The sequence below is a fragment of the Amycolatopsis sp. NPDC033938 genome (assembly GCF_055575975.1).
This window is the reverse complement of the sequence record NZ_JBVIRO010000001.1, coordinates 442,288-467,358: the sequence shown is the minus strand read 5'-3', so window position 1 is coordinate 467,358 and position 25,071 is coordinate 442,288. Positions and strand designations below refer to the sequence as shown.

Here is a 25,071-nt window from a genome sequence, read left to right as displayed (position 1 = left end):
CACCTCGTGGGCGCCGCGCCAGAACGTTGTGGTAGTGGCCTGGGTGATCACCGTGTTCCTGCTGGCAGGAGCGGTATGGCTGGGCTTCGGCGGCGACGTCGGCGGCACCGTGCTGACGGGGATGGCCATGCTCTCCACCGGCGCGCTCGCGCTCCACGGCACCTTGCTCCGGCCTCGGCTGGCCGCCGGCCCCGAGGGAATCCTGGCCAGGACGGTCGGCGGCGCGCACCGCTATCCCTGGACCGAAGCCCGGCTCCGGCTGCGCACGACGCGCCGGCTGGGCCGGGACAGCCTGACCCTCGAGGTCGAATCCGGCGAACACCTGCTGGTGTTCGGCCGGATCGACCTCGGCGAGGACCCCAGGGACGTCCTGGACGTCCTCACCGCCCTCAAGGGTCAGGCGTTGTCGTAGTAGTGGACGTCGCCGTTCGGACCGTGTGACCAGCCGGGAACGGCCGGGCCGACAGCGGGCGGCGCGTACTCCCCGAAGATCTCGTACGGCGAGGCCGGCGAGCAGATCGGGTTGATCTTCACGACGCAGGTCCGTAGCGACCCGCTGAACTTCGCCTTCACGTGCCGCGGCCGCTGGTCTTCGACCACGGCCGGACCGGCGGTGATCTCCCAGCCGCTGGCCGCGCCCGGCCCGGTGGTGCCGACGGTCTGCGTCGCCGCCGCCGAGGTGACGCCAGGATCGCCGAAGCAGATTTTCAACGCCGCGTCGACGTAGGCGACACGCAGCGTGATCGCACTGCCCGAGCCGAGGAAATAGCGTTTGGTGTAGGTCTGACAGGTCTCGGCGGCCTGATCGGCCTGCGCGACCGACGGTGCCAGCGCCGAAGCCAGCACGGCGACGGCGGCGAGAGCTGCCGCTTTCCGGATCTTCATCTCAACCCCCAAGTTGACGATGTTGATGATCAACCTGAAGGTACCCCGTCATGTTGCTTCCCCACCGGGTAAGCGCATAACCCACTCGGCGGAAGCAGGCCTACTCCGGGTAGCAGACGTAAGAGGGCTGGCCGCGGTTCGTGGTCAGTTCGCAGGACGCGGAGATCGTCTGCGAGTCCTTCCACGCGATGAGCCCGATCAGCGCGACGACCACGATCGCCAGCCCGCCGATCTGCCACTTGAGCCGGTTCTTCTCCGGCGCGTAGAGCAGCGCGAACGTCACCAGGAGCCCCGCGACGAACCCGCCGGCGTGCCCGAGGATCGAGATACCGGGCACCTGGAAGGTGATGAAGACGTTCAGTCCCAGCATGACGAGCAGCCAGGTGGGATTGAGCTTGAGCTTGACGACGATGACCGCGTAGGCGCCCATGAGCCCGAAGATCGCGCCAGAGGCACCGACCACGGGGACGGCGTCGAGGTCGGTGAACACCAGGTTCGCGGCCGAACCACCGAGCATCGAGATGAAGTAGAGCGCGACGAACGGGACCCGGCCGAGGATGGTCTCCAGCGGGCGGCCGATGAACCACAGCGAGAACGCGTTGCCCGCGATGTGCAGCAGGCCGAACTGCAGGAACCCCGAGGTGAAGATCCGCCACCACTCGTCGGCCGCCAGGGTCGCCGGATTCCACAGCTCACCGAGCTGGAAGAGCTCCGAGAAGTTGTTGCTCGCGATGCTGCCGGACTGGGCGACCGTGATGAAGAAGACGGCGACGTTGAGCGCCAAAAGGACCGGCGTCACGACGGCCGTGCGAGGCGGCCTGGCGCCGGTGATGGTGGTCGCGCCGTAGCCGGCGTCGCGGTACTGCTTCTGCTGGACGCGGTCCTGCTGGCGGCCTGCCTGCACGCAGTCGGTGCACTGGAAGCCCACGGCGGCTTCGCGCAGGCAGTCCGGGCAGGCCGGACGCTCGCAGCGTGAACAGCTCAGCCCGGTCGGCCGGTTCGGGTGCCACCAGCAGCCGGGCATGGCGGCCTGCTGGTACTGGGGATTCGGTGGTTGGCTCACGATGCCACCAACCTACCGAAATCCCCCGTAACAGGCCGTGTGATGAGCGTGGTCAGCCCTCGCGGCTGATGCTGACCTTCTCGATGACGACGTCGTCCAGCGGACGGTCCGCCGGACCGGTCGCGGTACGCCCGATGGCGTCGACGACCTCGCGGGAAGCCTGGTCCGCGACCTCGCCGAAGATCGTGTGCTTGAAGTTCAGATGCGTCGTCGGGGCGACGGTGATGAAGAACTGCGAGCCGTTGGTGCCGGGTCCGGCGTTGGCCATGGCCAGCAGGTACGGCTTGGAGAACTGGAGCTCCGGGTGGAACTCGTCGCCGAACTTGTAGCCGGGGCCGCCGCGGCCGGTGCCCGTCGGGTCGCCGCCCTGGAGCATGAAGCCGTCGATGACACGGTGGAAGATCGAACCGTCGTAGAACGGGCCCGAGTTCGTGCCCTTCGCGTTGGGCTGGGTGTACTCCTTGCTGCCCTCGGCGAGCCCGACGAAGTTCGCGACCGTTTTCGGCGCGTGGTCGGGGAACAGGTTCAGGTTGATGTCACCCTGGTTGGTGTGCAGAGTGGCCTTCAGCGCGCCACCAATGAGGGATCCCTTGCTTTCAGTCACGGGCTTCATCGTGCCATCTGCGGCAAGATCTGCGGAAAAGGGGCACGATAGGTTACAAGCAACGAAGCAGAATCAAAACGATTGATGAGGTGAAGGCCATGACCCGGGCCGCAGATTCGGTGAGCGAGTCGGCGAAGGCCGGCGCGCTCGGCCTGCGCAAACGAGCGGTTGAGGCGGGCAAGGAAGCCACCGCCCACGCCGTTGAGGTAGCCGAGCACAAGCTCTCCGAGAGCGCCGGTGAGATCGCTAAGACCAGCCGTCGCGCGCGCAAGAAGCTCGCGAAGAAGACGGAACTGACCCGCAAGGAGCTCAAGAAGAGCTCGAAGGCGGCTCGTAAGGAGGCACTGGCCAGGCTTTCCGAGATGCGGAAGCCGGGCCGTAAGGCGCGCAAGGCCGCCATCCAGGCGGCGAAGGCCGCCGGCGAGTCGAAGCGTCGCGGCAAGAAGGATTTCAAGGCCGCGAAGAAGGACTTCCGCGCCGCCCTCGTCGAGGCGAAGGCCGCTGCCAAGGGGACGCGTAAGCGTCGTCGCTGGCCGTGGGTCCTCGGTATCGCCGTGGTCGGCGCCGGTGCGGCTTACGCACTGCGTTCCAAGCAGGAGCCGCCGGTCGCGCCTGCTCCGCCCAAGGCACCGCCCGCTCCCCCCGCCAAGCCCGCCGCTGCTCCGAAGCCCGCACCCGCGAAGCCCGCCGCTTCCGGTCCGTCGGCTTCCGGTCCGGCTGGGGGTTCGGGTCCGTCGAAGCCCGAGGCACCGAAGCCCGGCACCCCGAAGAACGGGCACCAGGCTTCGAGCACCAGCTCCGCCGACAAGAAGAACTGACGCCGAACCCTCTTCTGCTTGTCGCCAGGGCCGTCCAGTGACCCACAAGGCCACTGGACGGCCCTTTCACGTCCACACCCCGAAGATCAACTCGCTCGACATCTTGGTGCCGAAGATCAACGCGCCCAACAAGGTGACCGGCGGACTCGTCTCGCCGAAAGCGCGCCAGCGCGACGGCGAGACTTCACCGGTCGCGCGCCCTCTTTTGGGCCGAAGGCCCACGTAAACGCGATGAAGGGGCGCCCTTCCCTCCCAACAGAACGTTGAAAGCGAACGGGCGCCCCTTCGGCGCTTTTACGTCAGTGCGCGATCAGGCAGACGCAGCGTGCTTGTCGATCAGCTGGCCGAGGCGGGGAAGGGCCTCCTCGACGTTCTTCTTGCCGTTCGGGCGCAGCTTGCCGTAGACCTTCTTGATGCTGTCGCGGCTGCTCTTCTCGGCGCGCGCGTCGGTGACCGACAGGAGCGCGTCCGAAGCCTCGTCGCTACGGCTGACCAGGTAGGCGCCGAAGTCGTTGCCGCCCTTGGCCTTGTAGTCGCCGTAGAACGGCTCGAGGGCACCGGTGAAGTCGTCGAGCAGGGTGTCGACGGCGGCGGGGATGATGCCCGGCTTGATCTTCTTGACGGCCGCGAAGCCGGTCTTCACGACGGCACCCGAAACGCCGCCCTTGTCCGACACCTCGGCGTCGACGAGACCTTCGAAGTCGCTCACGACCGCCGGACGACGGCTGGAGTCGAGCAAGATTTCCTTGAGGGTGTCAGCCACGAAACCTGTCCTTTTGTCTTATGGGGAGAAATGATCTTTTGTGCCGCCGAGCCACACCGCAAGGCGGCCTCCGCCGGATCTGGCGTTGCGCTGGTCCCGCGAACCGTCGCGCGTGCGGCACAGGGTAGTACAAGATCAACTTCACTCTGACGTGTGGATACCACTACCTAGAGACGCAGCGCACCGATAGCCTCCTTCGCCACCGTGCGCGCCTTGATGCTCTGCTTCTGATTGGTCGTCACGACTACCGCGTTCCCGCCCTTCGCGACGGCGTAAACGGCGCCGTCGCCGGACGGCTGATAGCCGCCTTTCCAGCCCGCCGGTTCGTCGGCGGGATTGGACGTGTCGATGGGTGCGGCCTGGTCGACCAGCGCCTTGGCCACCGCGGGTTCCCCGACGTACACGCGCACCGTGAGCTGTAGTTTCCCGCTGAGCGCGTAAAAGAAACAGGTCGGATGCGGCTGATCCGCCGATGTCTTGACCTTGGAGACCTTCTGCCCGTTGGCGTCCGAAACGGATTCGGCGCTCAGGTAAGGGCACGGACCCTTGCCGGTGGGTTCCGGCGTCGGCGGGAGCTGGGGCGCCGGGCTGCTCGACGGCGCGGGCGGGTTCGTCGCGGGCGGCTGTTCCTTCGGCCCACAGGCCGCCAGGAGTCCTACGACGAGCGGCAGGATCAGGAGACGTCGCATAGTGGCGCCCAGTGAAGCAGATCGGATGACCGCGTCGCCGTAACCATCCGCCCTGTTCGTGCGACGATGGCGGGGCGTGACGGGTCTTCAGGAGGCATCAGTGCTCACCAAGGAGCAGTACCTGGGTGCGGTGGCGGAACGCATCCAGCGCAGCGGTGGCCGGTTGAACACGGTCCAGATCGGCCCGAGCGCGGCCGTCGTCGGCCTGTTCACCGAATCCGTGATGATGTCGACGATGAACTACTGCGTGGTCGCCGCGGCGATCCCGGAGGTGACGGCGCCCGCGTTGTACGACTTCACCGGGCTGGCGACACAGCACGCACGCGCGAACGTGATGGGCACCGTCGGCTGGACGGCGGCTTCCGTGGTCATCGCCGGGCTGATCGGGGATCGGGTGTATCCGGACGCCGCACAGGCCGCGTCGGCGAAGTCCGGCAACCAGTTCGGCGGCGAGACACGTATGGTGGCCGTCGACGTTTCGGCGGCGCAGATGTACGCGTTCGTCGGCGGAAAGCTGTGGGGCGCGGCGGTGCAGGGTTCGGTCAACGCGAAGCTGACGTTCTGTTTTCCGCAGCCCGCCGAGGTTTATCAGCAGGTGCAGTGGCAGCAGGCGCAGGGGCAGCAACCGCCGATGCCGCCCGGTCCGCCGCCCGGTCAGCAGCCGCCTCCCGGCTGGCAGCCGCAGCAACCGCCACCGCCGCAGTACCCGGTCGGGCCGCCGCCCGCGCAGGGGCCGCCGCCCGGCCAGCACCCGCCGCACTACCCGCCGCCCGCGCCCGGTTATCCGGCGCACGGCCAGCGCCCGCCGGGATACTGATGAACCGCAAGTTGCGCGGCTGGCCGTCCTTCCCCGAAGAGCTGCCGGAGTTCGACACCGAGAACACGCCGGACACGCCGAGTGAGCTGTTCCTGAAATGGCTCAACGAAGCCGGGGAGCACGTGCTGGCGCCGCATGCCGTCACTCTGTCCACAGTGGACGCCGACGGGCTGCCGGACGCGCGGGTCGTGATCCTCAAGGACGTCGAGGGCGACACCTGGGCGGTCGCGACGAGTTCCGAAAGCCCGAAAGGTGTGCAGCTGGCGAAGAATCCGTACGCCGCACTGACGTTCTTCTGGCCGGGGCGCGGCCGTCAGATCCGCTTGCGTGGTCCGGTCTCGGTCGCCGATCCCGAAGTCTCCGCGGCCGATTTCACCGCCCGGCCGCCGGCGTCCAGGGTGGAGGCGTTCATCGGCAGGCAGTCGCAGGTGCTCGAAGATCCGGCCGACCTCGACCGCGCGGCCGCGGAAGCGGAGCGCTGGGTCGAGGAGAATCCCGAAGTGGCACCGGAAACCTGGACTCGCTATCTGGTGACGCCGTCCGAAGTGGAGTTTTGGCAGGCAAGCCATGATCGGCGGCACCGCCGTCTCCGTTATCGGCGGGAGAACGAGTCCTGGCGCAAAGAACGTCTCTGGCCGTAAACGGTAACTGGGAACGACGATCGTCGGGTTGTCGTGGACGATTCCCTTCGACGACGGTGAACGCACCCAGTCCCCTGATCGTTCGGAGGCGAAATGTCCACACGCCGTCGCATCGGTGGCGCCTTGGCCGCCACAGGGCTCGCCCTGCTGGCCGTCACGACGCCCGTCGCGAGCGCACAGATCGGCGACCCGGCGAGAGGGCTGTATTCGGTGGAGGGCGCGAACGACACCGGCAAGCGCACCGCCGTCGCCCGAACCGGGGTCGACGTGGCAGGCTCGCGCGGTGGCGCGCTGACCGTCGTCGCCACGCCCGAGCAGGCCGCGAGCCTGCGCGCCGGCGGGTTCACCCTGAAGCCGCTCGGTGACTTCGACAGCATGCTGAAACAACGGAGCGCGCGAGCCGGCACCGCGGCCGTCGACGGCGACTTCCCGCCGGGCGACGAGGCGTACCACACTTACGCCGAAACGACCGCTGAGCTGCAGAAGGCCGCGAAGGACCACAGTGACATCGCGACGCTGTCCAGCGTCGGCAAGTCATACGAAGGCCGCGAGCTGAACCTGCTGAAGATCAGCGACAACGCGGGCACGGACGAGAACGAGCCCGAGGTCCTGTTCACCTGCAACCAGCACGCGCGCGAACACCTCACCACCGAGATGTGCCTGCGGATCGTGCAGCGGCTCACCAGCGGATACGCCAGCGACCCCGCCATCAAGAAAATGGTCGACGAGCACGAGATCTACGTGATCCCGAACGTCAACCCGGACGGCTCGGAGTACGACATCTCCGGCGGGGAGTACCAGGGCTGGCGCAAGACGCGGAAGCCGGTGCCCGGCAGCAGCGCCGTCGGCACCGATCCGAACCGCAACTGGGACTACAAGTGGAACTGCTGCGGCGGGTCGAGCAACAGCCCGTCCGCCGAGGACTACCACGGTCCGTCGGCGTTCTCCGAGGCCGAGACCAAGGCGGTCGCGGACTTCGTGAACTCGCGGGTGGTCGGCGGCGCACAGCAGATCAAGACGCACATCGACTTCCACACCTTCTCGGAACTGGTGCTCTGGCCGTTCGGCTACACGAAGAACGAAACCGACGAGGGCATGACCGAGGCCGAAGCGCGGCGATTCGCCGACGTCGGCAAGAAGATGGCCGCCACCAACGGCTACACGCCCGAACAGTCCAGCGATCTGTACGTCACCGACGGCGACATCAACGACTGGGCGTGGGGCAAGCACAAGATCCTCAGCTACACCTTCGAGATGTACCCCAAGGACGGCGGGATCGACGGCTTCTACCCGCCCGCTTCGGTGATCCCGGAGCAGACAGCTCGCAACGACAAGGCCGTCGACATCCTGATCAACGAGGCGGGGGCTTGATCCCGCACGGTTTCTGAGATCGGCCACTCGCGACGCCCGGCTCTTCGGCGAATCCAAGCTGAAGGTCCGGGCGTCGCCCTGTTCCGGCACTTTGCGCCGATAGCATGATCGACTTTGTTCTTCGGTGCCCCGAATGGCCGAATTCTGGATAATCGACAGGTGCGCAAGCGGTTCTCGGAAGGCTCTCCGATCGCGTCGACGGTGGTCACCGGCGACGACTTCGACGAACTCGAGAACACCTTCCAAGCGTTCCTCGCGCCGGACACGGTCAAGCTGCACACCCCCGCACCCACCGGATTCTTCGACATTTCCCAGCTCAGCGGCCTACGCATCCCCGGAATCGACCCGAACGGCCTCTCGGTCTACGAACTGACGCTGGACTCCGACGTCGTACTGGAGGGTGAGGAGACGCCCGACGCGTACACCGTGATCGTGACCCTGACCGGCCACAACCAGATCACCCTCGGCCAGGAGATCGTGCCGTCGCGCCACGTGGTGACCGGACCGGACACCCGTTTCCGGACCAGGTTCGAGCACCCCGACATCCTGATGCTCCGGGTCGGCAAGCAACTGGTGGCGGACGCGATGCGCGAACGGCTCGGCGAGGCGCCGACGTCGACCTTGCGGTTCGATCCGGCGATCGTCGAAACGTCGGGGATGGGCCAGTGGATCGAGCTGCTCCACACCTTCGGCGAGACCGCGGCCTCCGGCCTGTTCGACCGGTCGCCGCTGGCCGCCGCGCATTTCGAGAAGCTGCTGCTGCACGGTCTGCTCGACACGCAACCGCATTCGCTGTCCGGTGACCTCGCCGGAGAACGGCCGCGGCCGAAGTCGTCGGCGGTTCGCCGCGCGATGATCCACTGCGAGGAACACGCCGCCGAGCCGGTGTCGATCGGTGAGCTGGCGATGGTCGCGCGGACCAGCGTGCGCGCGCTGCAGCTGGCGTTCCGCACCGAACTCGGGCTGACGCCGATGGAATACCTGCGACGTGTCCGCCTCGACTACGTGCACCAGGACCTGCTCGCGATCGCGCAAGGACGCGCCGAAGGCACCGTCACCGACGTCGCGCTGCGATGGGGCTTCACGCATCTCGGCCGGTTTTCCGGTTTCTACCGCCAGACCTACGGCAAACTGCCTTCGGAGACGGCCCGCCTCACCGCCTGAAGGAGTTCGGATGCTGGTCGAACTGGCCATTGGTGACGCGTACGGAGGTTCCTTCGAACACGCGTACCCGAGCTTCGTCGCCGAGCACAACACACTGACGGGGTACGTGCCGCATCCCGGCTCTCCCGGCGTCCCGACCGGCCGCTACACCGACGACACGCAGATGACGATCGCGATCGCCGAGCTGCTCGTCTCGGGTCGCCGGTGGACGCCGTCGCTGCTCGCCGAGCAGTTCGTCCTCGCCTACCACCGCGATCCACACGACGGCTACGCGCCGCGCTTCCACCAGCTGCTCAGCGAAGTCCGGGACGGCGAAGAGCTGCTGCGACGCCTCCAGCCGCAAAGCGACAAGAGTGGGGCGGCCATGCGAGCCGGGCCGATCGGGGTCCTGCCGACCGTCGACGACGTCCTGTACCACGCGAAACTGCAGGCCAGGATCACGCACGACACACCGGCGGGGATCGCCGCGGCCCAGGCGGCGGCGCTCGCCGTGCACTACTGCCACCATCGGCTCGGCCCGCTGACCGAGGTCGCGCGGTGGATCGACGGCGTGCTTCCCGAGGACGTCGGGCACGGCGGCTGGGCACGGCCGTGGTCGGGCAGGATCGGGCCGCAGGGCTGGATGAGTGTCCGCGCCGCGCTGACCGTACTCGCCGACGGCGGCGGTCTCGCCAGGATGCTGCACACCTGTGTCGCGTTCACCGGCGACGTCGACACCGCGGCGACCATCGCGCTGGCCGCCGCGTCGCGCTCACCCGAGGTGGCCCAGGATCTGCCGCCGGTCCTGTGGCGCGACCTGGAGAACGGCGAGTTCGGCCGCGACTATTTGGCCAAGCTCGACGAGCGGCTGCTCGACCTCTGACTACCAGGAAGGCCGGTACCGCAGGCCTTGCTCGTAGTACTGGTCGTCGGACTCCGCCGGTTCGGGCTGCTCGTCCTGGGCCGGCCCGGCCGGTTCTTCCGAACGGTCCTTGAGCACCACGTTCTCGGTGCCCGCCGGCGTCCGGCGCGAGACCGGGGAAGCCGGCGTGACGGTTTCCCCGGTCTGCTGGAACGTCGGGGTGAACCCGAGCCGCCAGCGGAGCCTGTCCGTGATGTACCCGGCGTTGCCGATCGGCGCCATCAGCTCGGCACTGCGCTTCGCGGATCCTTGCTGCGCTTCTTGATAAGTCCGCATGACGGCGTCCGCGATCTCGGCGGGCGACATCCGCGACACGGCTTCGCTCACTCTGAGCCGGGTCATCACGCCGTCGGTGTTGACCGAAACGGAGATGGCACCGTCCGGTGAAGACGCGTCCACCGACAGGCCGGCCAAGGCCTCGAGCATCGCTTGCCGGTCGTTGGCCGGTTTCTTGGGCGGCGGTTTTTCGGCCACGATCCTCCGTCAGTCGACCGGTAGCGGCGACAGTTCCATCGGCGGTTCCTGGAACTTGCCGTCGTTCGAGATGTCGACGTTCTTGTCCCGGACCCGCTTTTCCGTTCCCTTGTCGGTGTTCTCCGTTTCGAAGTTGCCGGGGTCGAAGGTCTCACCCGGGCTGACGTCCGGCGGCTCGGGGACGATCGGCAGGTTGTTGATCTCGACATTGATCTTCGAGATCAGCGACTCCGTCGCGCGGAACATGCCTTCCCTGATGTTGACCACACCATCGTGGAAGCTGTTGTAGATGGTTTCGGGGCTGTCCCCGACGATCGAAGCGTTCTCGGAAATCAGGGTGGAGAGTCCGGCACCGGCCGCGGCACCGGCGACCTGGACCCCGTTCGCGGTGGTGAAGAAGGTCGCCGCGGTGAGAGCGGCACCGGCAGGCGGAACGGCCGCGACGAGCAAAGCGGCGACAGCGCCGGCGAAACCCGCCGCCAACGCCTTCGTCAAGGCGGATTCGTCTTGCCGTTCCTGGTCTTCGCGGTATTTCTCCGCGGCGGTCAGGAAGGACGCGGCGAGGTTGCTCAGGTCGGCCCGCGCGGTCGCGATGGCGTCGCGCGCGGCCACGATGTCGGCTTCCAGCACGGTGAGTTTGGTGCCCACGCGGGAATAGGTGTTCACGAGACCCTGGATGTAGCTCTTGGCGGTCTCGGCGCCTTCACCGCGCCACTTGAGCAGCAGGACCAGGGACCGGTCGAGTGGCGCTTTCGTGTCCTGGAAAGCGTTCCAGAGCCGTTCGTAGGCCTCGATCATGGTCTGCAGGCTGTTTTCACCGACGAGCTCCGCCTCGGAGAACTCCAGGAAGAAGTTGCGGACTTCCTCCTTCCGCCCGCCGCTGAGGTCGATGTCGTTGCCCATCAGCCAGTCCTGGAAAAGGATGTCCACCGCCGCGTAGGCGTCGTTGGCGCCCTTGGTGAGGTCGGCGGTGATCCCTTCGAGGAGCTTGCTGTTGTCCCTGACGAGGCCTCCGGAGGTGGTCTCCGCGTCCAGTGCGTTGAAGTAACCGTCCATCTTGGAGCTACCCCTGTTCCCCATAGGCGGCGCGGTTCACTCGCTGCCGGTTGTCCTCTTCGACGGATTCGTACAGTTCGGCGACCCTCGCCAGTGCCTGGGAGGCGTCCTGCGTACTGCGAAGCAGCTTCGCCAGCATTTTCTCGACGGCCTGGCGGTGTTCCTCGTAAGCCGCCGAAACCCCGCGCATGCCCAGCGACTTCCCGAACGCGGTGTCCGGTGCGAAAAGGCCGGGGAGAAAGGCACCTGTGACGGGGTCGGGAGCGGGCACATCCTGCCCTTGCACACCGGTATGGGCGGTACTGACTATGTCGGCGGCCTTCTGCAGTTCCTTGCTCGACAACCTGAGATCGTCGAGGTCGGTTTCGAAACTGACCATGTTCACCTCGCTGTCCGGATTCCTGTCCCATGTAAGCAGCGTTGACTTGGCTGGGAGCATGACTTCACGATCCGCGTTCGGTGACGAACGTCACCGCGGCCCCGGAATAGAGAAACGGGGCGAGTTGGTCGGCGCTTTCCGCCGACACAACTCGCCCCGAGTGATGTGGAGCTGAGGGGAATCGAACCCCTGACCCCCGCCTTGCAAAGGCGGTGCTCTACCAATTGAGCTACAGCCCCGGGCCGCAGGCGATCATGGTAACCGCCCGCGCCGAAATCAGTTGTTGCGGGACGCGTCCGCGGCCTTGGCCGGGGCGCTTCCGTTCGTGGCGGCGGTGCCCAGCGGACGCTCGGTGGGCGCGGTGGCCTCACGCCAGAGGTCGGCCTCGGCTTTGGCTGCCTTGTTGCGCTTGATCACGAACAGCACGCCGCCCGCGATGACCGCGAGTGCCAACAGCTTCTTCATCAGAAGCCCCCTCTTTCCGCCGAGTTGCTCCGCCTACCCACCGATGCTACTGCACCACGTTCCACGTGGAACCAAACCCCCACGGCACCGACCCCTCACCTCTCCCCGATGGCGCCGGTCCCCACGGCAATGGGCCCGCCAGGGCCCGAGCCGAAAGGGGGGTCCAGGGGGGCGAAGCCCTCCCTGGCGGGGGTCTGGGGGTTCGACCCCCAGAAACGAAAAACGCCCGGTCGTGGTTTGTGCTTTCCACAAACACGACCGGGCCAACCGGGTGGGCCCACCAGGACTTGAACCTGGGACCTCTTCGTTATCAGCGAAGCGCTCTAACCGCCTGAGCTATGGGCCCGAACGACGAGAAGATTACAGGACGCCTTTCGGCGCCCTGCAACCGGGTCACTCTCGTTCGGAAAGGGTCACTTCCAGGCCTCCGGCGAGGTCGGCGGAGACGTTGTAGATGAAGGCGCTGACGGTGGCGAGTGCCGAGATCAGCACGATGTTGATGGCGCCGAGGATGGCCGCGATCCCGAAGACGCGGCCCGCGCTGATCAGCGGGTCTGCCGGTGCGTCGGCGCCTTCGCCGCCGACGAGCGACGAGTAGGTCCCGTTGAGTTTGTCCCAGACGCCCATGCCGTCGAGGACGGTGTAGAGGACGCCGACGGCGACGAGCCACACGAAGAACAGCGCGACGCCGAGGACGAGGGACAGTTTCAGCACCGACCAGGGGTCGAAGCGTTTGATCTGCAGGCTGGCGCGACGCGGTCCGCGGCCGGGGCGGCGGAGCGCGGTCGGGGCGGCACGGGTGCGGGAGGCGGACGGGATGGCGGAGGGGGCGGGTTGGTCGCCCTCTCCGCTCTCGCCGAACAGCCTCTTCGCGGCGGTGCCGCTGACCCCGTGGTAGTCGGTCACGGTTGTCGCGTCCTGCTTCGGTTCCGAGTAGGCCACGTCTTCGGTGGCTACCGAAGACACCGAGACCGTCTGCTCGCTGGCGCCTTCGGCCTCCCCCGCACCGCTGTCACGCTGCCAGGGCGGGCTCGACGAACCCGCCTGCGCGCCGCCTGTTTCGGGCTTCTCGGATGGTGTCACGAGGTGTCAGTCCTTACCCAGTACGTGGGGCGTCGTCTACTCCTGCTCCGACGCCGGGGTTTCTTCTCCTTCAGCACTACCTGCAGTGGCGACGTCTGAGGGCTCGTCCGCGTTGCGTGCGACCGCGAGAAGAGTGGTTCCTTCGTCGAGATTCATCAGCCGCACTCCCTTCGTCTGCCTGCCTGCCTTGCGCACCTGTCCGGCCGAAGTCCGGATCACCCCGCCGCTGGAGGTGATCGCGTAAAGCTCGTCTTCGGCGTCGACGATGACCGCACCTACCAGCCTGCCACGTTTCCGGTCGTACTGGATGGTGAGCACACCCTTGCCACCGCGGCCTTGGACCGGGTAGTCGTCGGTCGGGGTGCGCTTGGCGTAGCCGCCGTCGGTGGCGACGAGGAGGAACTTGTCCGGCTGGACGACGTTGATGCCGAGCAGTTCGTCGCCGTCGTTGAACCGCATGCCCAGTACACCGGAGGTCGCGCGGCCCATCGGGCGAAGCGCCTCGTCGGTGGCGTGGAAGCGGATCGACTGGCCTTCGGCGGACACCAGGAGCAGGTCGTCTTCCGCGGCCGCGAGCACGGCGCCGACCAGCTCGTCCCCTTCGCGGAGGTTGACCGCGATGAGGCCGCCGGCGCGGTTGGAGTCGAAGTCGGTGAGCTTGGTCTTCTTCACCAGGCCGCGCCGGGTCGCGAGCACGAGGTACGGGGCGACCTCGTAGTTCGGGATCTCGATGACCTGGGCGATCTTCTCGTCCGGCTGGAACGCGAGCAGGTTCGCGACGTGCTGGCCGCGCGCGTTGCGGTTGGCCTCGGGCAGGTCGTAGGCCTTGGCCCGGTAGACGCGGCCCTTGTTCGTGAAGAACAGGATCCAGTCGTGGGTCGAGCAGACGAAGAAGTGCTGGACGATGTCGTCCTGTTTCAGCGTCGCGCCCTGGACGCCCTTGCCGCCGCGTTTCTGCGATCGGTACAGATCGGTTTTCGTTCGCTTGGCGTAACCCGTGCGGGTGATCGTGACGACGACGTCCTCGACCGCGATGAGGTCTTCGACCGAGACCTCGCCGTCGAACGGGATGATCTTGGTGCGCCGGTCGTCGCCGTACTTGTCGACGATCTCCTGCAGTTCCTCGGCGATGATCGAGCGCTGCCGCTCGGGTTTCTCGAGGATGTCCTTGAGGTCGGCGATCTCGAGTTCGATCTCGGCCAGGGTGTCGACGATCCGCTGCCGCTCCAGTGCCGCGAGGCGGCGGAGCTGCATGTCGAGGATCGCGGTCGCCTGGATCTCGTCGACGTCGAGCAGGCTCATCAGCGCGGGCCGGGCTTCTTCGGCCGAGGGCGAGCGCCGGATGAGGGCGATGACCTCGTCGAGCATGTCGAGCGCCTTGACCAGACCGCGCAGGATGTGGGCGCGCTCTTCGGCCTTGCGCAACCGGAAGCGGGTCCGGCGGACGATGACCTCGATCTGGTGCTTCACGTAGTGCCGGATCATCTGGTCCAGCCGCAGCGTGCGGGGCACGCCGTCGACGAGGGCCAGCATGTTGACACCGAAGTTCTGCTGCAGCTGCGTGTGCTTGAACAGGTTGTTCAGCACGACCTTCGCGACCGCGTCACGTTTGATCGTGACGACGATCCGCATCCCGCTGCGGCTGTTGGACTCGTCGGCGATGTCGGAGATACCGGTGAGCTTGCCGTCGCGGACCAGGTTCGCGATGTTCTCGACCAGGTTGTCCGGGTTGACCTGGAACGGGAGTTCGGACACGACCAGGATCGTGCGGCCCTTGGCGTCCTCTTCGACCTCGACGACCGCGCGCATGCGCACGGAGCCGCGGCCGGTGCGGTACGCGTCCTCGATGCCGGAGTTGCCGAGGATCATCGCCTTGGTCGGGAAGTCCGGGCCCTTGATCCGGACGAGCAGTGCGGCGAGCAGCTCGTCGTCGGTCGCGTCGTAGTTCTCCAGCGCCCATTTGACGCCGTCGGCCACCTCTCGCAGGTTGTGCGGCGGGATGTTGGTCGCCATCCCGACCGCGATCCCGGAACCACCGTTGACCAGCAGGTTCGGGAACCGCGACGGCAGGACGTCGGGCTCCTGGGTGCGGCCGTCGTAGTTGTCGGAGAAGTCGACGGTGTCTTCTTCGATGTCCTGCAGCATGTGCATCGCGAGATGCGCGAGGCGGGACTCGGTGTACCTCATGGCGGCCGCGGGGTCGTTACCCGGCGAACCGAAGTTCCCCTGGCCGTCGATCAGCGGGTACCGCAGCGACCACGGTTGGGCGAGCCGCACCAGCGCGTCGTAGATCGCGGAGTCACCGTGCGGGTGGTAGTTGCCCATCACGTCGCCGACGACGCGGGAGCACTTGTTGTACCCGCGGTCGGGGCGGAAGCCGGAGTCGAACATCGAGTACAGCACGCGGCGGTGCACCGGCTTGAGGCCGTCTCGCACGTCCGGCAGCGCCCGCGACACGATGACGCTCATCGCGTAGTCGATGTAGGAGCGCTGCATCTCCTGCTGGATGTCGACCGGTTCGATCCGGTCGTGGTCCGGAGCCGGCGGCAAGGTTTCCGTCATGAGGTCCTTCTCGTGAGGGCAGTCCTGATGGGACAGAGAAACGGGACGTGACTACACGTCGAGGCCGTTACACATCAAGGAAACGAACGTCCTTGGCGTTGCGCGTGATGAAGGAGCGGCGCGCTTCGACGTCCTCGCCCATCAGTACGGAGAACAGGTCGTCGGCCTGTGCGGCGTCGTCCAGGGTGACCTGGCCGAGCAGCCGGTTCGCCGGGTCCATCGTGGTCTCCCACAGCTCTTCGGCGTTCATCTCGCCGAGACCCTTGTAGCGCTGGATCGCGTCGTCCTTGGGGAGGCGCTTGCCCGCCTCGACACCGGCCTGGATGACGGCGTCGCGTTCCCGGTCGGAGTACGCGTACTCCGGCTCGGCCCTCGGCCACTTGATCTTGTACAGCGGCGGCCGCGAGAGGAACACGTGCCCGTGCTCGATCAGCGGGGTCATGAACCGGAACAGCAGGGTGAGCAGCAGCGTGGTGATGTGCTGGCCGTCGACGTCGGCGTCGGCCATGAGCACGATCTTGTGGTACCGCAGCTTTTCGAGGTCGAACTCGTCGTGGATACCGGTGCCGAGCGCGGTGATCAGCGACTGGACCTCGGTATTCTTGAGGACGCGGTCGATACGGGCCTTCTCGACGTTGATGATCTTGCCTCGGATCGGCAGGATCGCCTGGTACATCGAGTCGCGGCCTTCCTTGGCCGAACCGCCCGCCGAGTCACCCTCGACGATGTAGAGCTCGCATTCCGACGGGTTGGTCGAGCGGCAGTCCTTGAGCTTGCCGGGCAGCCCGCCGATCTCCAGCGCGCCCTTGCGGCGGACCAGGTCGCGCGCCTTGCGGGCGGCCATCCGCGCCTGTGCCGAGGAGATCGACTTGTTGATGATCGTCTTCGTCTCGGTGGGGTTGCGCTCGAACCAGTCGGCCAGCCATTCGTTCGACGTCTGCTGCACGAACGTCTTGGCCTCGCTGTTGCCCAGCTTGGTCTTGGTCTGGCCCTCGAACTGCGGCTCGGACAGCTTGATCGAGACGATCGCGGCGAGACCCTCGCGCACGTCGTCACCGGTCAGGTTGGCGTCCTTCTCCTTGAGCAGCTTCTTCTCGCGCGCGTACGCGTTGACGACGCGGGTGAGCGCGGCGCGGAAGCCCTCTTCGTGCGTGCCGCCCTCGTGCGTGTTGATCGTGTTGGCGAAGGTGTACACCGACGGCGTGAAGCCGTTGTTCCACTGCATGGCGACCTCGACCTCGAGGCCGGTGCCCTTGGCCTCGAAGGAGATCACGTTGGGGTGGATCGGGTCCTTGCTGCCGTTGATGTGCTTGACGAAGTCCTCGAGACCGCCGGGGTAGCAGTAGGTCTTCTCCTTGACCCGCGCCGCCTGGCCGGAGGCGTCCTCTTCGGTCTCTTCGTCGGCGACGCGCTCGTCGCGCAGCGAAAGGGTCAGGCCCTTGTTGAGGAAGGCCATCTCCTGGAGACGGCGGGAGATCGTCTCGAAGTTGTAGGTCGTGGTCTCGAAGATGTCGCCGTCGGCCCAGAAGGTGATCGTGGTGCCGGTGCCGTCGGCGGGGCCGAGGTCCTCGAGCTCGCCGGGGAGCTGGTCGGTGTACTCCTGTCGCCAGCTGCGGCCGCCGTACTTGACCTCGGCCAGCAGCTTCTTCGACAGCGCGTTCACCACGGAGACGCCGACACCGTGCAGACCACCGGAGACCGCGTAGGAGTCGCTGTCGAACTTGCCGCCCGCGTGGAGCACGGTGAGCACGACCTCGAGGGTCGGCTTCTTCTCCTTGGGGTGCATGTCGACCGGGATGCCGCGGCCGTCGTCGACGACGCGGACGCCGCCGTCGGCCAGCAGGGTAACCTCGACCTTGGTGGCATGACCCGCCATCGCCTCGTCGACGGAGTTGTCGACGACCTCCTGCACGAGGTGGTGGAGGCCGCGTTCACCGGTGGAACCGATGTACATACCGGGACGCTTGCGGACAGCTTCGAGCCCTTCGAGCACCGTGATCGACGACGCGTTGTACTCGCTCTTGTTCTCGGTCACAGGCGTTGATTCTCCTCGTCTCGCTCGAGCAGACGCTCGCTCATCTCCAGTGTACTTGGCCGCGTTCGCTGACATGCGGCAAGGACACCCCTGATTCGCTCACAGACGCGCTAATTCGTTCAAAGAAGAGTCTTGACGTTCGCGAAGCGCTCTGGGCGCGTTCTCGGGGCGCTGGTGGCACAGTTGTGGCGAAGCGCAACTCGGATCAGCCGTACGTGTCACGCGGACCACGTCCCGGGACGTGCCGCGGTCCTTTCCGCCAGCTCGGCGCCGTCGGGCCCTGGATCCGCATCCTCTTCACCACGCCGTGGCCGACACCGGCCGCGATCTTCGTCAGCAGTTGACCTTGGAGCAGGCGCAGCTGTGTCGCCCACGCCGTCGAGCTGGCACGCACGGTCAGCTCGCCGTCCTTGAGCGCCACTGGCTGGGCGTGCTCGGCGACCTCTTCACCCACAAGCCGTGCCCAATGACCGAAGACCTGCCCGTTGGCCAGCCGCGTGTTCCAGCCGCGGTCGACCGCCAGCCGCGAGGCGAGCCTGCCGAGCGGTTGCGGGTCGCGTGTATCGGCGCCCGGCCCTGACCAGCGACGACGTCGCGGACTCTGTCCGTTCGCACCGGCTCCCCCTCCGGTGATACGGCCCCGGCGCACGCCTGGTTCAACTCCGCGTGCCTTCGCTTTGGCCTTCGCGGCCTCCAGCGCGAGATGAGCGAGGTCACGACCGGTAGCTGGTTCCTTGCTGTTGGTATCGGTTGCGCCGTTCGGTACCGGAGGCTGTTCACTCTGCGTGTCGAACAGACTTCCCTCACTGGGGTTACCCCCCTTTTGGGAGGCGTCAAGCCGCTTTTCGGGCCCCTTGGTCACGCGGGGCGATAACGCGTTCACGGTGTTATCCACACTGTCCACAGGTTTGTCCCCAGATCGGTGGGCAACTGCTGTGGCGCCGATCACCCCGGGTGTCCGCTCGCGGGATCACCCTGGGTTGATCTCACCATCTGCCACGAGGAACCGGTGCCCGGCCAGTTCGGCGGGTACGTCCTCGTCCACGGCGGCGGTCACCAGCACCTGCTCGGCACCTGCCGCCACCTCCGCCAGCCTGGCCCGGCGACGCCGGTCCAGCTCGGCGAACACATCATCCAGGAGAAGCACCGGTTCCCCGGCCTCGCCACGCAGGAGCTCGTAGCTTCCCAGACGCAGTGCGAGCGCGAACGACCAGGACTCCCCATGACTCGCGTAGCCCTTGGCCGGCGCTTCGCCGAGGATGAGGTCGAGTTCGTCCCGGTGCGGGCCGACCATGCTCACCCCGCGCTCCAGCTCCAGGTTCCGGGACCGCCCCAGCGCTTCTACCAGCACTTCCTTGAGTACCGCTTCTTCGGCGCGTGGACCGTCCGGAACGCCGTAGCCCTCCGGCATCGCTTCGCCAAGGCTGGACCTGTACGCGATCTTCGCCGGTCTCGAGTCGGGCGCGACGCCCATATAGGCGGCGGCCGCGTACGGCGCGAGGTCCGCGATGAGGTTGAGCCGAGCCGCCAGCAACGCGGCCCCGGCCACCGCGAGGTGGTCGTCCCAGACGTCGAGCGTCGACAACGCGTACGGGTCTTCACGTCCCGTACGCCGCTTGCCCGCCGTCTTGAGCAGGGCGTTCCGCTGCTTCAGCACCTTCTCGTAGTCGGCGCGGACCCCGGCGTACCGGGGCGCGCGCAGCACGAGGAGCTCGTCCATGAAGCGACGGCGCTCGCCGGGATCCCCGCGCACGAGTGCCAGGTCCTCCGGGGAGAACAGCACCGTGCGCAGGATGCCCAGCACGTCACGGGGCTTGCCGACCGAGCCGCGGTTGATCCGCGCGCGGTTCGCCTTGCCCGGGGTGATCTCCAGCTCGACCGTCAGCTCGCGGTCGTCGTTGACCACCGCGACCCTGATCAGCGCGCGCTCACAACCATGCCGCACCAAGGGTGCGTCGGTCGCGACACGATGCGAGCCCAGGGTCGCGATGTAGCCGATCGCCTCCAGGAGGTTCGTCTTACCGCGGCCGTTCTGTCCGACGAGGACGGTCGGTCCGGGTTCGAGCGCGAGATCGGCCAGTGGCCAGGACCGGAAATCGGTGACCTGGAGATGTCTGAGGTACAACCCGTCTGCCTAGTGGCCGGCCGTCGTCACTGGACCTTTTTCACAGCGTGCCCGCCGAACTGGTTGCGCAGCGCGGCGACGGCACGCATGGCGGCGGAGTCCTCCTGGCGGGAGGCGAACCGCGCGAACAGCGCGGCCGAGATGACCGGCGCGGGCACCGCGTTGTTGATCGCCTCTTCCAGCGTCCACCGGCCTTCACCGGAATCCTCGACGTAGCCCTCGAGGTCGTCCAGCTCCGGGTCCTCGTCGAGCGCGCGGACGAGCAGGTCGAGCAGCCACGAGCGGACGACGGTCCCCCGCTGCCAGCCCTTGATGACCGCGGGCACGTTCTCGACGACCTTCGCGGCTTCGAGCAGCTCGAAGCCCTCGGCGAAGGCCTGCATCATGCCGTACTCGATGCCGTTGTGGATCATCTTCGCGTAGTGCCCGGAGCCGACGGCACCGGCGTGCGAGAAGCCCTCTTCGCGCGGGCCCTCGGGGCGAAGCGCGTCGAAGATGGGCATGGCCTTTTCGACGTCCGAAGCGGCGCCGCCGACCATCAGGCCGTAACCGTTGTCCTTGCCCCACACGCCACCGGAGACCCCGCAGTCGAGGTAACCGATGTTCTTCGTGGCGAGCAGGTCGGCGTTGATGCGGTCGTCGGTGTACTTCGAGTTGCCGCCGTCGATCACGAGGTCGCCCTCGGACAACAGGTTGCTGAGCTCGGCGACGGTCTGCCGGGTGGGTTCACCGGCGGGCACCATGATCCAGACGATCCGCGGACCGTCCAGTTTGGACACCATGTCTTCGAGCGACGTGGAGTCGGTGACGTCCGGGTTGCGGTCGTAACCGATCACCTCGTGACCGGCGCCGCGCAGCCGGTCACGCATGTTGAACCCCATTTTGCCGAGGCCGATGAGTCCCAGCTGAGCCATGAAGATCCCCTTTGGTGCGAAAGAAAACGAAGGCCGGTCAGCCCGGGAGCCGGACCGGCATCAGCAGGTACAGGTAGCCGGGGACGACGTTGCCCTCTTCGTCGGCGGGCTTGATCAGCGCCGGCCTGTTCGGTGTGGTGAACGTCAGTTCCGCCCGGTTCGCGTTCAGCGCGCCGAGCCCGTCGACGAGGTAACCCGGGTTGAACGCGATGGTCACCGGCTCACCTTCGTAATCGACCTGAAGTTCTTCTTCAGCCGAACCCTCGTCGTCGCCACCGGCCGAGAGCCGGAGCGAACCGTCGTTGAACTCCAGCCGCACCTGGGTGCCACGTTCGGCGACCAGCGAAACACGTTTGATCGACTCGGCGAGCGCGGAGACCTCGATGACCGCGCGTGACGTGTGCTGCGCGGGCAGCAGCTGCCGGTACGGCGGGAACTCCGCGTCCAGGAGACGGGTCGTGGTGTAGCGGCCGGAGCCGGAGAGACCGAGGAGGCCCTCACCGCTGGCGAGCGCGAGGCGGATCTTGGCGCCGCTGGCACCGAGCGTCTTCGCCGCCTCGGCGAGCGTGCGCGCCGGGACGAGGACAGCGGCGTCGGACAGACCTTCGGCGGGCTCCCAGGTGAACTCGCGCATGGCGAGCCGGAAGCGGTCGGTGGCGACCAGGGTCAGCGAGGAGCCGGAGATCTCCAGCCGCATCCCGGTCAGCATCGGAAGGGTGTCGTCCTTGCCCGCGGCGACGACGACCTGGGTGACCGCCTGGCCGAAGGCGTCGCCGGTGAGTTCGCCGGCGAAGGCGGGCTGGGACGGGAGCTGCGGGTAGTCCTCGACCGGCATGGTCGGCAGGGAGAAGCGCGCGGAGCCGCAGGTGATGGTCGCGCGGGCGCCGTCGACGGAGATCTCGACCGGCTGCGCGGGCAGTGACTTGGTGATGTCGGCCAGCAGACGGCCGGAGACCAGGAGGCGGCCGCCGTCGGCGATGGTGGCCGGGACGCCGACCGTGGCGGAGACCTCGTAGTCGAATCCGGAGACGGTGAGTGCGTCACTCGTCCCGTCGGATCCCGCATCGAGCAGGACACCGCCCAGAACCGGGACCGGAGGCCGCGACGGGAGGCTTCTCGCCACCCACGCGACGGCGTCGGCCAGCCCGTCACGCTCGACGCGGATCTTCATGCGCGCTTCCTTTCGACAACCGAGCCCCTGACGGCTCGAAAGCTCAACGGGTCACCGCGGCCGGAGAGCGCGATGGCCAGGTGCCTCGCAGGTTTGTCCGGTCCGGCGAGGACGCGAACGCACGTCGACACGCAGACCAGGTGCAGGGACCCACGTTAGGCCGTCGCCGGGGTCCGCGTCACCTCGGCCTCCCCTTGGTTTTGTCGACAAGACGACACGGCTCGAAGCTGTCCCCAGATTCGTCCTTCGCCTGTTTTTGTTTTATTCCCTTCTTAAGAAGAACTAAGAACAGCAGTAGTAATAGGCGTTGTGGATTGTGTGGACAAGCCTCGTTCGCGCAGGTCCGGACGCCTCGGACCCTGTGGACTCCGGGTGTGTACGGACGGTGGACAGCTGCGGGCGTCGGTGGATGGTTTCGGGCGGCGCTCGATCTGTCCACAGTCATCCACAGTTGTCCCCACGGTTATCCCCAGCTGTGCGGCGATTTGTACCCAGGGGCTGTGGGCCCGGTTCGTGACCGGAATCGCTCGGGAGAGTGATCCGAGCAGCACGGGTAATCCTTGTGCACAGAATGGGGACAACCTGGGGACAGCGTGTGGATCATGGTGTGGAAATGCTGTGGACTGCCTGTGAGCGGGATGTGGATGGAAACCCGGTCGCCGCTGGCCCCGAGCCCGCGGGAGTTGTGCACAAGGTACCCACAGCATGTGGATTTCCTTTGTGCACAGTGTTTTCTGTCGCGCTGACGGAAAGCTTCCGCAGGGCGCGGTACACAGAGGACTCGCGGACCGAGGACGGCGCCCTGCACAAGTTTTCCGTGGCCTACGGCCAAAAGAGGGCGCGACGGTGAAGTCTCCGTCGGGCGCTGAGCGCCCTTGGGGAGACCGATGTGGTCGCGTCCACGTGAACACCGTCGTGGTTCGTCCCATGCAGAAGGGGCTCCCACCTGGACGGTGAGAGCCCCTGAAGTCCTTGTGTGCTAAGGGATTACTGCCGTGCGCGCTGCTTGATGCGGGAAGTCAGCTCCTGCACCTGGTCGTAGATGCGGCGGCGTTCGGCCATCTCCTTGCGGATCTTCTTGTCCGCGTGCATGACCGTCGTGTGGTCGCGGCCGCCGAAGGTCTGCCCGATCTTCGGCAGCGACATGTCGGTCAGTTCGCGGCAGAGGTACATCGCGATCTGACGCGCGGTCGCGAGCGCCTTCGTCTTGCCGGGGCCGCAGAGGTCGTCGAGTGTCACGTCGAAGAACTCCGAAGTGACGCCCATGATGGTCGGCGCGGTGATCTCCGGCGCGTGCGAATCGGGGATGAGGTCCCGGAGCACGATCTCGGCGAGTCCGACGTCGACCGGCTGCTGGTTCAGTGACGCGAAGGCGGTGACGCGGATGAGCGCGCCTTCGAGTTCCCGGATGTTCGCCTCGACACGCGAAGCGATGAACTCCAGTACCTCGTTGGGTACCGCGAGCCTGTCCTGCGCGGCCTTCTTGCGAAGGATGGCGATACGCGTTTCGAGTTCGGGCGGCTGGATGTCGGTGATGAGGCCCCACTCGAACCGCGTGCGCAGCCGGTCTTCCAGCGTTTCGAGGCGCTTCGGCGGGCGGTCGGAGGAGACGACGATCTGCTTGTTCGTGTTGTGGAGGGTGTTGAAGGTGTGGAAGAACTCTTCCTGCGTACCTTCTTTGCCTTCCAGGAACTGGATGTCGTCGACGAGCAGGATGTCGACGTCGCGGTAGCGGCGCTGGAACGCGACCTTGCGGTCGTCTCGCAGCGAGTTGATGAAGTCGTTCGTGAACTCTTCGGTCGACACGTACCGCACGCGCATGCCGGGGAAGAGCCGCTGGGCGTAGTGCCCGACGGCGTGCAGCAGGTGGGTCTTCCCGAGTCCGGACTCTCCCCAGATGAACAACGGGTTGTACGCGCGGGCCGGTGCTTCGGCGACGGCGACCGCGGCGGCGTGGGCGAACCGGTTCGACGCACCGATGACGAAGGTGTCGAAGGTGTACTTCTCGTTGAGCTTCGTCTTCGACGTCTGCGGCTGCGCCGGCGCGGTGTAGGGCTGGCCCGCGATCGGCTGACCGGAGAAGGTCGGCCAGATCTCGGTCACGGCGGCGAGGGCCTCGCCCTCTTCGTCGACTTCTTCATCGCTGTCGTCGCCATCGTTGAGGCTGTTGTCGACCGGGTGCCTCGGCTGCATCGGCGGCCGCGGTTTCGGCGGCTCGGGCCGAGGCCGGTTCGGGGACAGCATGCCGTCGCCCTCGGGCAACGGAGGGGTGCCATGCGGGGCACCGGAGCCGTTTTCCACCCGGCCGGGTGACGGGTCGTAGCGAGGACCGGGCGCGGGGGGAGGCATCGAGGTATGTGTCTCGGTGCTGTCGACCTTCACCGCGAGAGAGACCGCGCGGCCGAGCCGTCGCGAAAGGGCTTCGGTGATCGCGCCGCGAAGGGCGCGTTCGATCGCTTCTTTGGCGAAGTCGCTGGGCGCGGCGAGCAAGGCGGTGCCGTCGAGGAGGCCGATCGGCCGGGTCACCCGCATCCAGGCGCGCTGCTGCGGGGAGAGGGTGCCATCGGACAGTTCACGCACGACCTGTTCCCAGATGACGCCAAGATTGTGCTGGTGATCGGACACCTGCCTGACTCCCCTCCCCTCATCGGTGCGTGCGGCGAGACACTGGCGCGAACGCCCGGAAGAACTCCGTCGAGCGTCATCATGGCCCGATCAGTTCATGCGCACAGCAAATATCCACATAGTTGTCCACAGCTGTGCACTAATGTACGGCGGCCCGCGGCGACGTCATCTGCGGGCTCAACGTATGCCGGTGGGACGCCTCCACATCCCAAGGACGCCCGGGCGCCTGCACCGCTCCACCTCGGCGAAAACCCGGGAGGGGCACGCTAACAAGCCCCGCCGGTTGCCACAAGGCGTCCTCGCGCGCAAGCATTTCACGGTGTACGGCGTGTTGCCATTCGGTGCCTTCGCGTCGCGGATGATCACTCTCCACGTCCGGTCGCGGTCCGTGGTCGAGGGGGTGCCTGCCGGGCCCCGCCGGTGGGTGCGTACCCTCGTAAGGTCTCCCGTATACAGCGGGGGCGTT

24 protein-coding genes and 2 tRNA genes are annotated in these 25,071 nt (G+C 66.9%); 7 read left to right on the top strand and 19 right to left on the bottom strand.

Features of this window, described 5'->3' with window-relative positions; all coding sequences use genetic code 11:
- Positions 1-34 precede the first annotated feature (34 nt).
- A complete protein-coding gene (locus ACZ5ZX_RS02295; protein WP_465500264.1) occupies positions 35-412 on the top strand; it encodes a PH domain-containing protein in 378 nt (125 codons plus the stop codon).
- On the opposite strand, the gene ACZ5ZX_RS02290 is transcribed toward ACZ5ZX_RS02295, so the two are convergent.
- From ACZ5ZX_RS02290 to ACZ5ZX_RS02280, 3 genes are all read right to left on the bottom strand, one after another.
- On the bottom strand, positions 397-885 hold the full coding sequence (locus tag ACZ5ZX_RS02290) for a hypothetical protein (protein ID WP_465500263.1): 489 nt from the start codon (positions 883-885) through the stop codon (positions 397-399). The two genes, ACZ5ZX_RS02295 and ACZ5ZX_RS02290, sit on opposite strands and share 16 nt — an antisense overlap.
- Positions 886-985: 100 nt before the next feature.
- On the bottom strand, positions 986-1,948 hold the full coding sequence (locus ACZ5ZX_RS02285; RefSeq protein ID WP_465500262.1) for a rhomboid family intramembrane serine protease: 963 nt from the start codon (positions 1,946-1,948) through the stop codon (positions 986-988).
- Between the two features lie 52 nt (positions 1,949-2,000).
- Entirely contained in the window at positions 2,001-2,561 is a 561-nt protein-coding gene (locus ACZ5ZX_RS02280; protein WP_465500261.1) for a peptidylprolyl isomerase, read from the bottom strand.
- 89 nt (positions 2,562-2,650) lie between these two features.
- Here ACZ5ZX_RS02280 and ACZ5ZX_RS02275 point away from each other — a divergent pair, with 89 nt between their 5' ends.
- A complete protein-coding gene (locus ACZ5ZX_RS02275) occupies positions 2,651-3,370 on the top strand; it encodes a hypothetical protein (protein ID WP_465500260.1) in 720 nt (239 codons plus the stop codon).
- A gap of 310 nt (positions 3,371-3,680) precedes the next feature.
- Here ACZ5ZX_RS02275 and ACZ5ZX_RS02270 read toward each other — a convergent pair whose 3' ends face one another.
- Both ACZ5ZX_RS02270 and ACZ5ZX_RS02265 read right to left on the bottom strand, forming a co-directional pair.
- Positions 3,681-4,133 carry a DUF6918 family protein gene (locus tag ACZ5ZX_RS02270; protein WP_465500259.1) on the bottom strand — a complete coding sequence of 151 codons (453 nt, stop codon included), beginning with the start codon at positions 4,131-4,133 and terminating at the stop codon, positions 3,681-3,683.
- A gap of 167 nt (positions 4,134-4,300) precedes the next feature.
- Positions 4,301-4,822 carry a DUF2020 domain-containing protein gene (locus tag ACZ5ZX_RS02265; protein WP_465500258.1) on the bottom strand — a complete coding sequence of 174 codons (522 nt, stop codon included), beginning with the start codon at positions 4,820-4,822 and terminating at the stop codon, positions 4,301-4,303.
- A gap of 100 nt (positions 4,823-4,922) precedes the next feature.
- Between ACZ5ZX_RS02265 and ACZ5ZX_RS02260 the strand changes: the two genes are divergently transcribed.
- The 5 genes from ACZ5ZX_RS02260 (at position 4,923) to ACZ5ZX_RS02240 (ending at position 9,677) form a co-directional block, all read left to right on the top strand.
- Entirely contained in the window at positions 4,923-5,639 is a 717-nt protein-coding gene (locus ACZ5ZX_RS02260; protein WP_465500257.1) for a hypothetical protein, read from the top strand.
- Positions 5,639-6,280: a pyridoxine/pyridoxamine 5'-phosphate oxidase gene (locus ACZ5ZX_RS02255; protein ID WP_465500256.1), complete on the top strand. Its 642-nt coding sequence runs from the start codon at positions 5,639-5,641 to the stop codon at positions 6,278-6,280. Before ACZ5ZX_RS02260 ends, ACZ5ZX_RS02255 begins: the two co-directional genes overlap by 1 nt.
- Before the next feature lie 93 nt (positions 6,281-6,373).
- Complete coding sequence (locus ACZ5ZX_RS02250; RefSeq protein WP_465500255.1) at positions 6,374-7,651, top strand: M14 family metallopeptidase; 1,278 nt, start codon at positions 6,374-6,376, stop codon at positions 7,649-7,651.
- A gap of 159 nt (positions 7,652-7,810) precedes the next feature.
- Positions 7,811-8,815, top strand: a complete 1,005-nt coding sequence (locus tag ACZ5ZX_RS02245) for an AraC family transcriptional regulator (RefSeq protein ID WP_465500254.1) — start codon at positions 7,811-7,813, stop codon at positions 8,813-8,815.
- A gap of 10 nt (positions 8,816-8,825) precedes the next feature.
- Positions 8,826-9,677, top strand: a complete 852-nt coding sequence (locus ACZ5ZX_RS02240; protein WP_465500253.1) for an ADP-ribosylglycohydrolase family protein — start codon at positions 8,826-8,828, stop codon at positions 9,675-9,677.
- Here ACZ5ZX_RS02240 and ACZ5ZX_RS02235 read toward each other — a convergent pair whose 3' ends face one another.
- From ACZ5ZX_RS02235 to dnaA, 14 genes are all read right to left on the bottom strand, one after another.
- Positions 9,678-10,190 (bottom strand): YbaB/EbfC family nucleoid-associated protein, encoded by a 513-nt coding sequence (locus ACZ5ZX_RS02235; RefSeq protein WP_465500252.1) that lies wholly within the window; start codon positions 10,188-10,190, stop codon positions 9,678-9,680.
- Between the two features lie 9 nt (positions 10,191-10,199).
- Positions 10,200-11,246, bottom strand: a complete 1,047-nt coding sequence (locus tag ACZ5ZX_RS02230) for a hypothetical protein (RefSeq protein ID WP_465500251.1) — start codon at positions 11,244-11,246, stop codon at positions 10,200-10,202.
- A 7-nt stretch (positions 11,247-11,253) separates the two neighbouring features.
- Complete coding sequence (locus ACZ5ZX_RS02225; protein WP_465500250.1) at positions 11,254-11,625, bottom strand: hypothetical protein; 372 nt, start codon at positions 11,623-11,625, stop codon at positions 11,254-11,256.
- A 166-nt stretch (positions 11,626-11,791) separates the two neighbouring features.
- Positions 11,792-11,864: transfer RNA gene (locus ACZ5ZX_RS02220), tRNA-Ala, on the bottom strand.
- A gap of 37 nt (positions 11,865-11,901) precedes the next feature.
- Positions 11,902-12,090, bottom strand: a complete 189-nt coding sequence (locus ACZ5ZX_RS02215) for a DLW-39 family protein (RefSeq protein WP_465500249.1) — start codon at positions 12,088-12,090, stop codon at positions 11,902-11,904.
- A gap of 272 nt (positions 12,091-12,362) precedes the next feature.
- Positions 12,363-12,436: transfer RNA gene (locus tag ACZ5ZX_RS02210), tRNA-Ile, on the bottom strand.
- 47 nt (positions 12,437-12,483) lie between these two features.
- Positions 12,484-13,173 (bottom strand): DUF3566 domain-containing protein, encoded by a 690-nt coding sequence (locus ACZ5ZX_RS02205; protein WP_465328532.1) that lies wholly within the window; start codon positions 13,171-13,173, stop codon positions 12,484-12,486.
- A 36-nt stretch (positions 13,174-13,209) separates the two neighbouring features.
- Positions 13,210-15,735 (bottom strand): DNA gyrase subunit A, encoded by a 2,526-nt coding sequence (gyrA, locus tag ACZ5ZX_RS02200; RefSeq protein ID WP_465500248.1) that lies wholly within the window; start codon positions 15,733-15,735, stop codon positions 13,210-13,212.
- 67 nt (positions 15,736-15,802) lie between these two features.
- On the bottom strand, positions 15,803-17,770 hold the full coding sequence (gyrB, locus tag ACZ5ZX_RS02195) for a DNA topoisomerase (ATP-hydrolyzing) subunit B (RefSeq protein WP_061981625.1): 1,968 nt from the start codon (positions 17,768-17,770) through the stop codon (positions 15,803-15,805).
- Positions 17,771-17,975: 205 nt separating this feature from the next.
- Positions 17,976-18,467: a DciA family protein gene (locus ACZ5ZX_RS02190; protein WP_465501011.1), complete on the bottom strand. Its 492-nt coding sequence runs from the start codon at positions 18,465-18,467 to the stop codon at positions 17,976-17,978.
- Between the two features lie 273 nt (positions 18,468-18,740).
- On the bottom strand, positions 18,741-19,895 hold the full coding sequence (gene recF / locus ACZ5ZX_RS02185; protein WP_465500247.1) for a DNA replication/repair protein RecF: 1,155 nt from the start codon (positions 19,893-19,895) through the stop codon (positions 18,741-18,743).
- 26 nt (positions 19,896-19,921) lie between these two features.
- Positions 19,922-20,809: a phosphogluconate dehydrogenase (NAD(+)-dependent, decarboxylating) gene (gene gnd, locus ACZ5ZX_RS02180; RefSeq protein ID WP_465500246.1), complete on the bottom strand. Its 888-nt coding sequence runs from the start codon at positions 20,807-20,809 to the stop codon at positions 19,922-19,924.
- A gap of 37 nt (positions 20,810-20,846) precedes the next feature.
- Positions 20,847-21,980 carry a DNA polymerase III subunit beta gene (gene dnaN / locus ACZ5ZX_RS02175; protein ID WP_020632653.1) on the bottom strand — a complete coding sequence of 378 codons (1,134 nt, stop codon included), beginning with the start codon at positions 21,978-21,980 and terminating at the stop codon, positions 20,847-20,849.
- A 987-nt stretch (positions 21,981-22,967) separates the two neighbouring features.
- Complete coding sequence (gene dnaA / locus ACZ5ZX_RS02170; protein ID WP_465500245.1) at positions 22,968-24,605, bottom strand: chromosomal replication initiator protein DnaA; 1,638 nt, start codon at positions 24,603-24,605, stop codon at positions 22,968-22,970.
- Between the last annotated feature and the right edge of the window lie 466 nt (positions 24,606-25,071).

Excerpts from the sequence above, each read along its gene's own strand:
- gyrA (WP_465500248.1), bottom strand. The coding sequence starts at position 15,735 with ATGACGGAAACCTTGCCGCCGGCTCCGGACCACGACCGGATCGAACCG.
- ACZ5ZX_RS02240 (WP_465500253.1), top strand. The coding sequence starts at position 8,826 with ATGCTGGTCGAACTGGCCATTGGTGACGCGTACGGAGGTTCCTTCGAA.
- ACZ5ZX_RS02250 (WP_465500255.1), top strand. The coding sequence starts at position 6,374 with ATGTCCACACGCCGTCGCATCGGTGGCGCCTTGGCCGCCACAGGGCTC.
- ACZ5ZX_RS02225 (WP_465500250.1), bottom strand. The coding sequence starts at position 11,625 with ATGGTCAGTTTCGAAACCGACCTCGACGATCTCAGGTTGTCGAGCAAG.
- ACZ5ZX_RS02275 (WP_465500260.1), top strand. The coding sequence starts at position 2,651 with ATGACCCGGGCCGCAGATTCGGTGAGCGAGTCGGCGAAGGCCGGCGCG.
- ACZ5ZX_RS02255 (WP_465500256.1), top strand. The coding sequence starts at position 5,639 with ATGAACCGCAAGTTGCGCGGCTGGCCGTCCTTCCCCGAAGAGCTGCCG.
- ACZ5ZX_RS02215 (WP_465500249.1), bottom strand. The coding sequence starts at position 12,090 with ATGAAGAAGCTGTTGGCACTCGCGGTCATCGCGGGCGGCGTGCTGTTC.
- dnaN (WP_020632653.1), bottom strand. The coding sequence starts at position 21,980 with ATGAAGATCCGCGTCGAGCGTGACGGGCTGGCCGACGCCGTCGCGTGG.
- ACZ5ZX_RS02280 (WP_465500261.1), bottom strand. The coding sequence starts at position 2,561 with ATGAAGCCCGTGACTGAAAGCAAGGGATCCCTCATTGGTGGCGCGCTG.
- ACZ5ZX_RS02230 (WP_465500251.1), bottom strand. The coding sequence starts at position 11,246 with ATGGACGGTTACTTCAACGCACTGGACGCGGAGACCACCTCCGGAGGC.
- gnd (WP_465500246.1), bottom strand. The coding sequence starts at position 20,809 with ATGGCTCAGCTGGGACTCATCGGCCTCGGCAAAATGGGGTTCAACATG.
- ACZ5ZX_RS02290 (WP_465500263.1), bottom strand. The coding sequence starts at position 885 with ATGAAGATCCGGAAAGCGGCAGCTCTCGCCGCCGTCGCCGTGCTGGCT.
- ACZ5ZX_RS02265 (WP_465500258.1), bottom strand. The coding sequence starts at position 4,822 with ATGCGACGTCTCCTGATCCTGCCGCTCGTCGTAGGACTCCTGGCGGCC.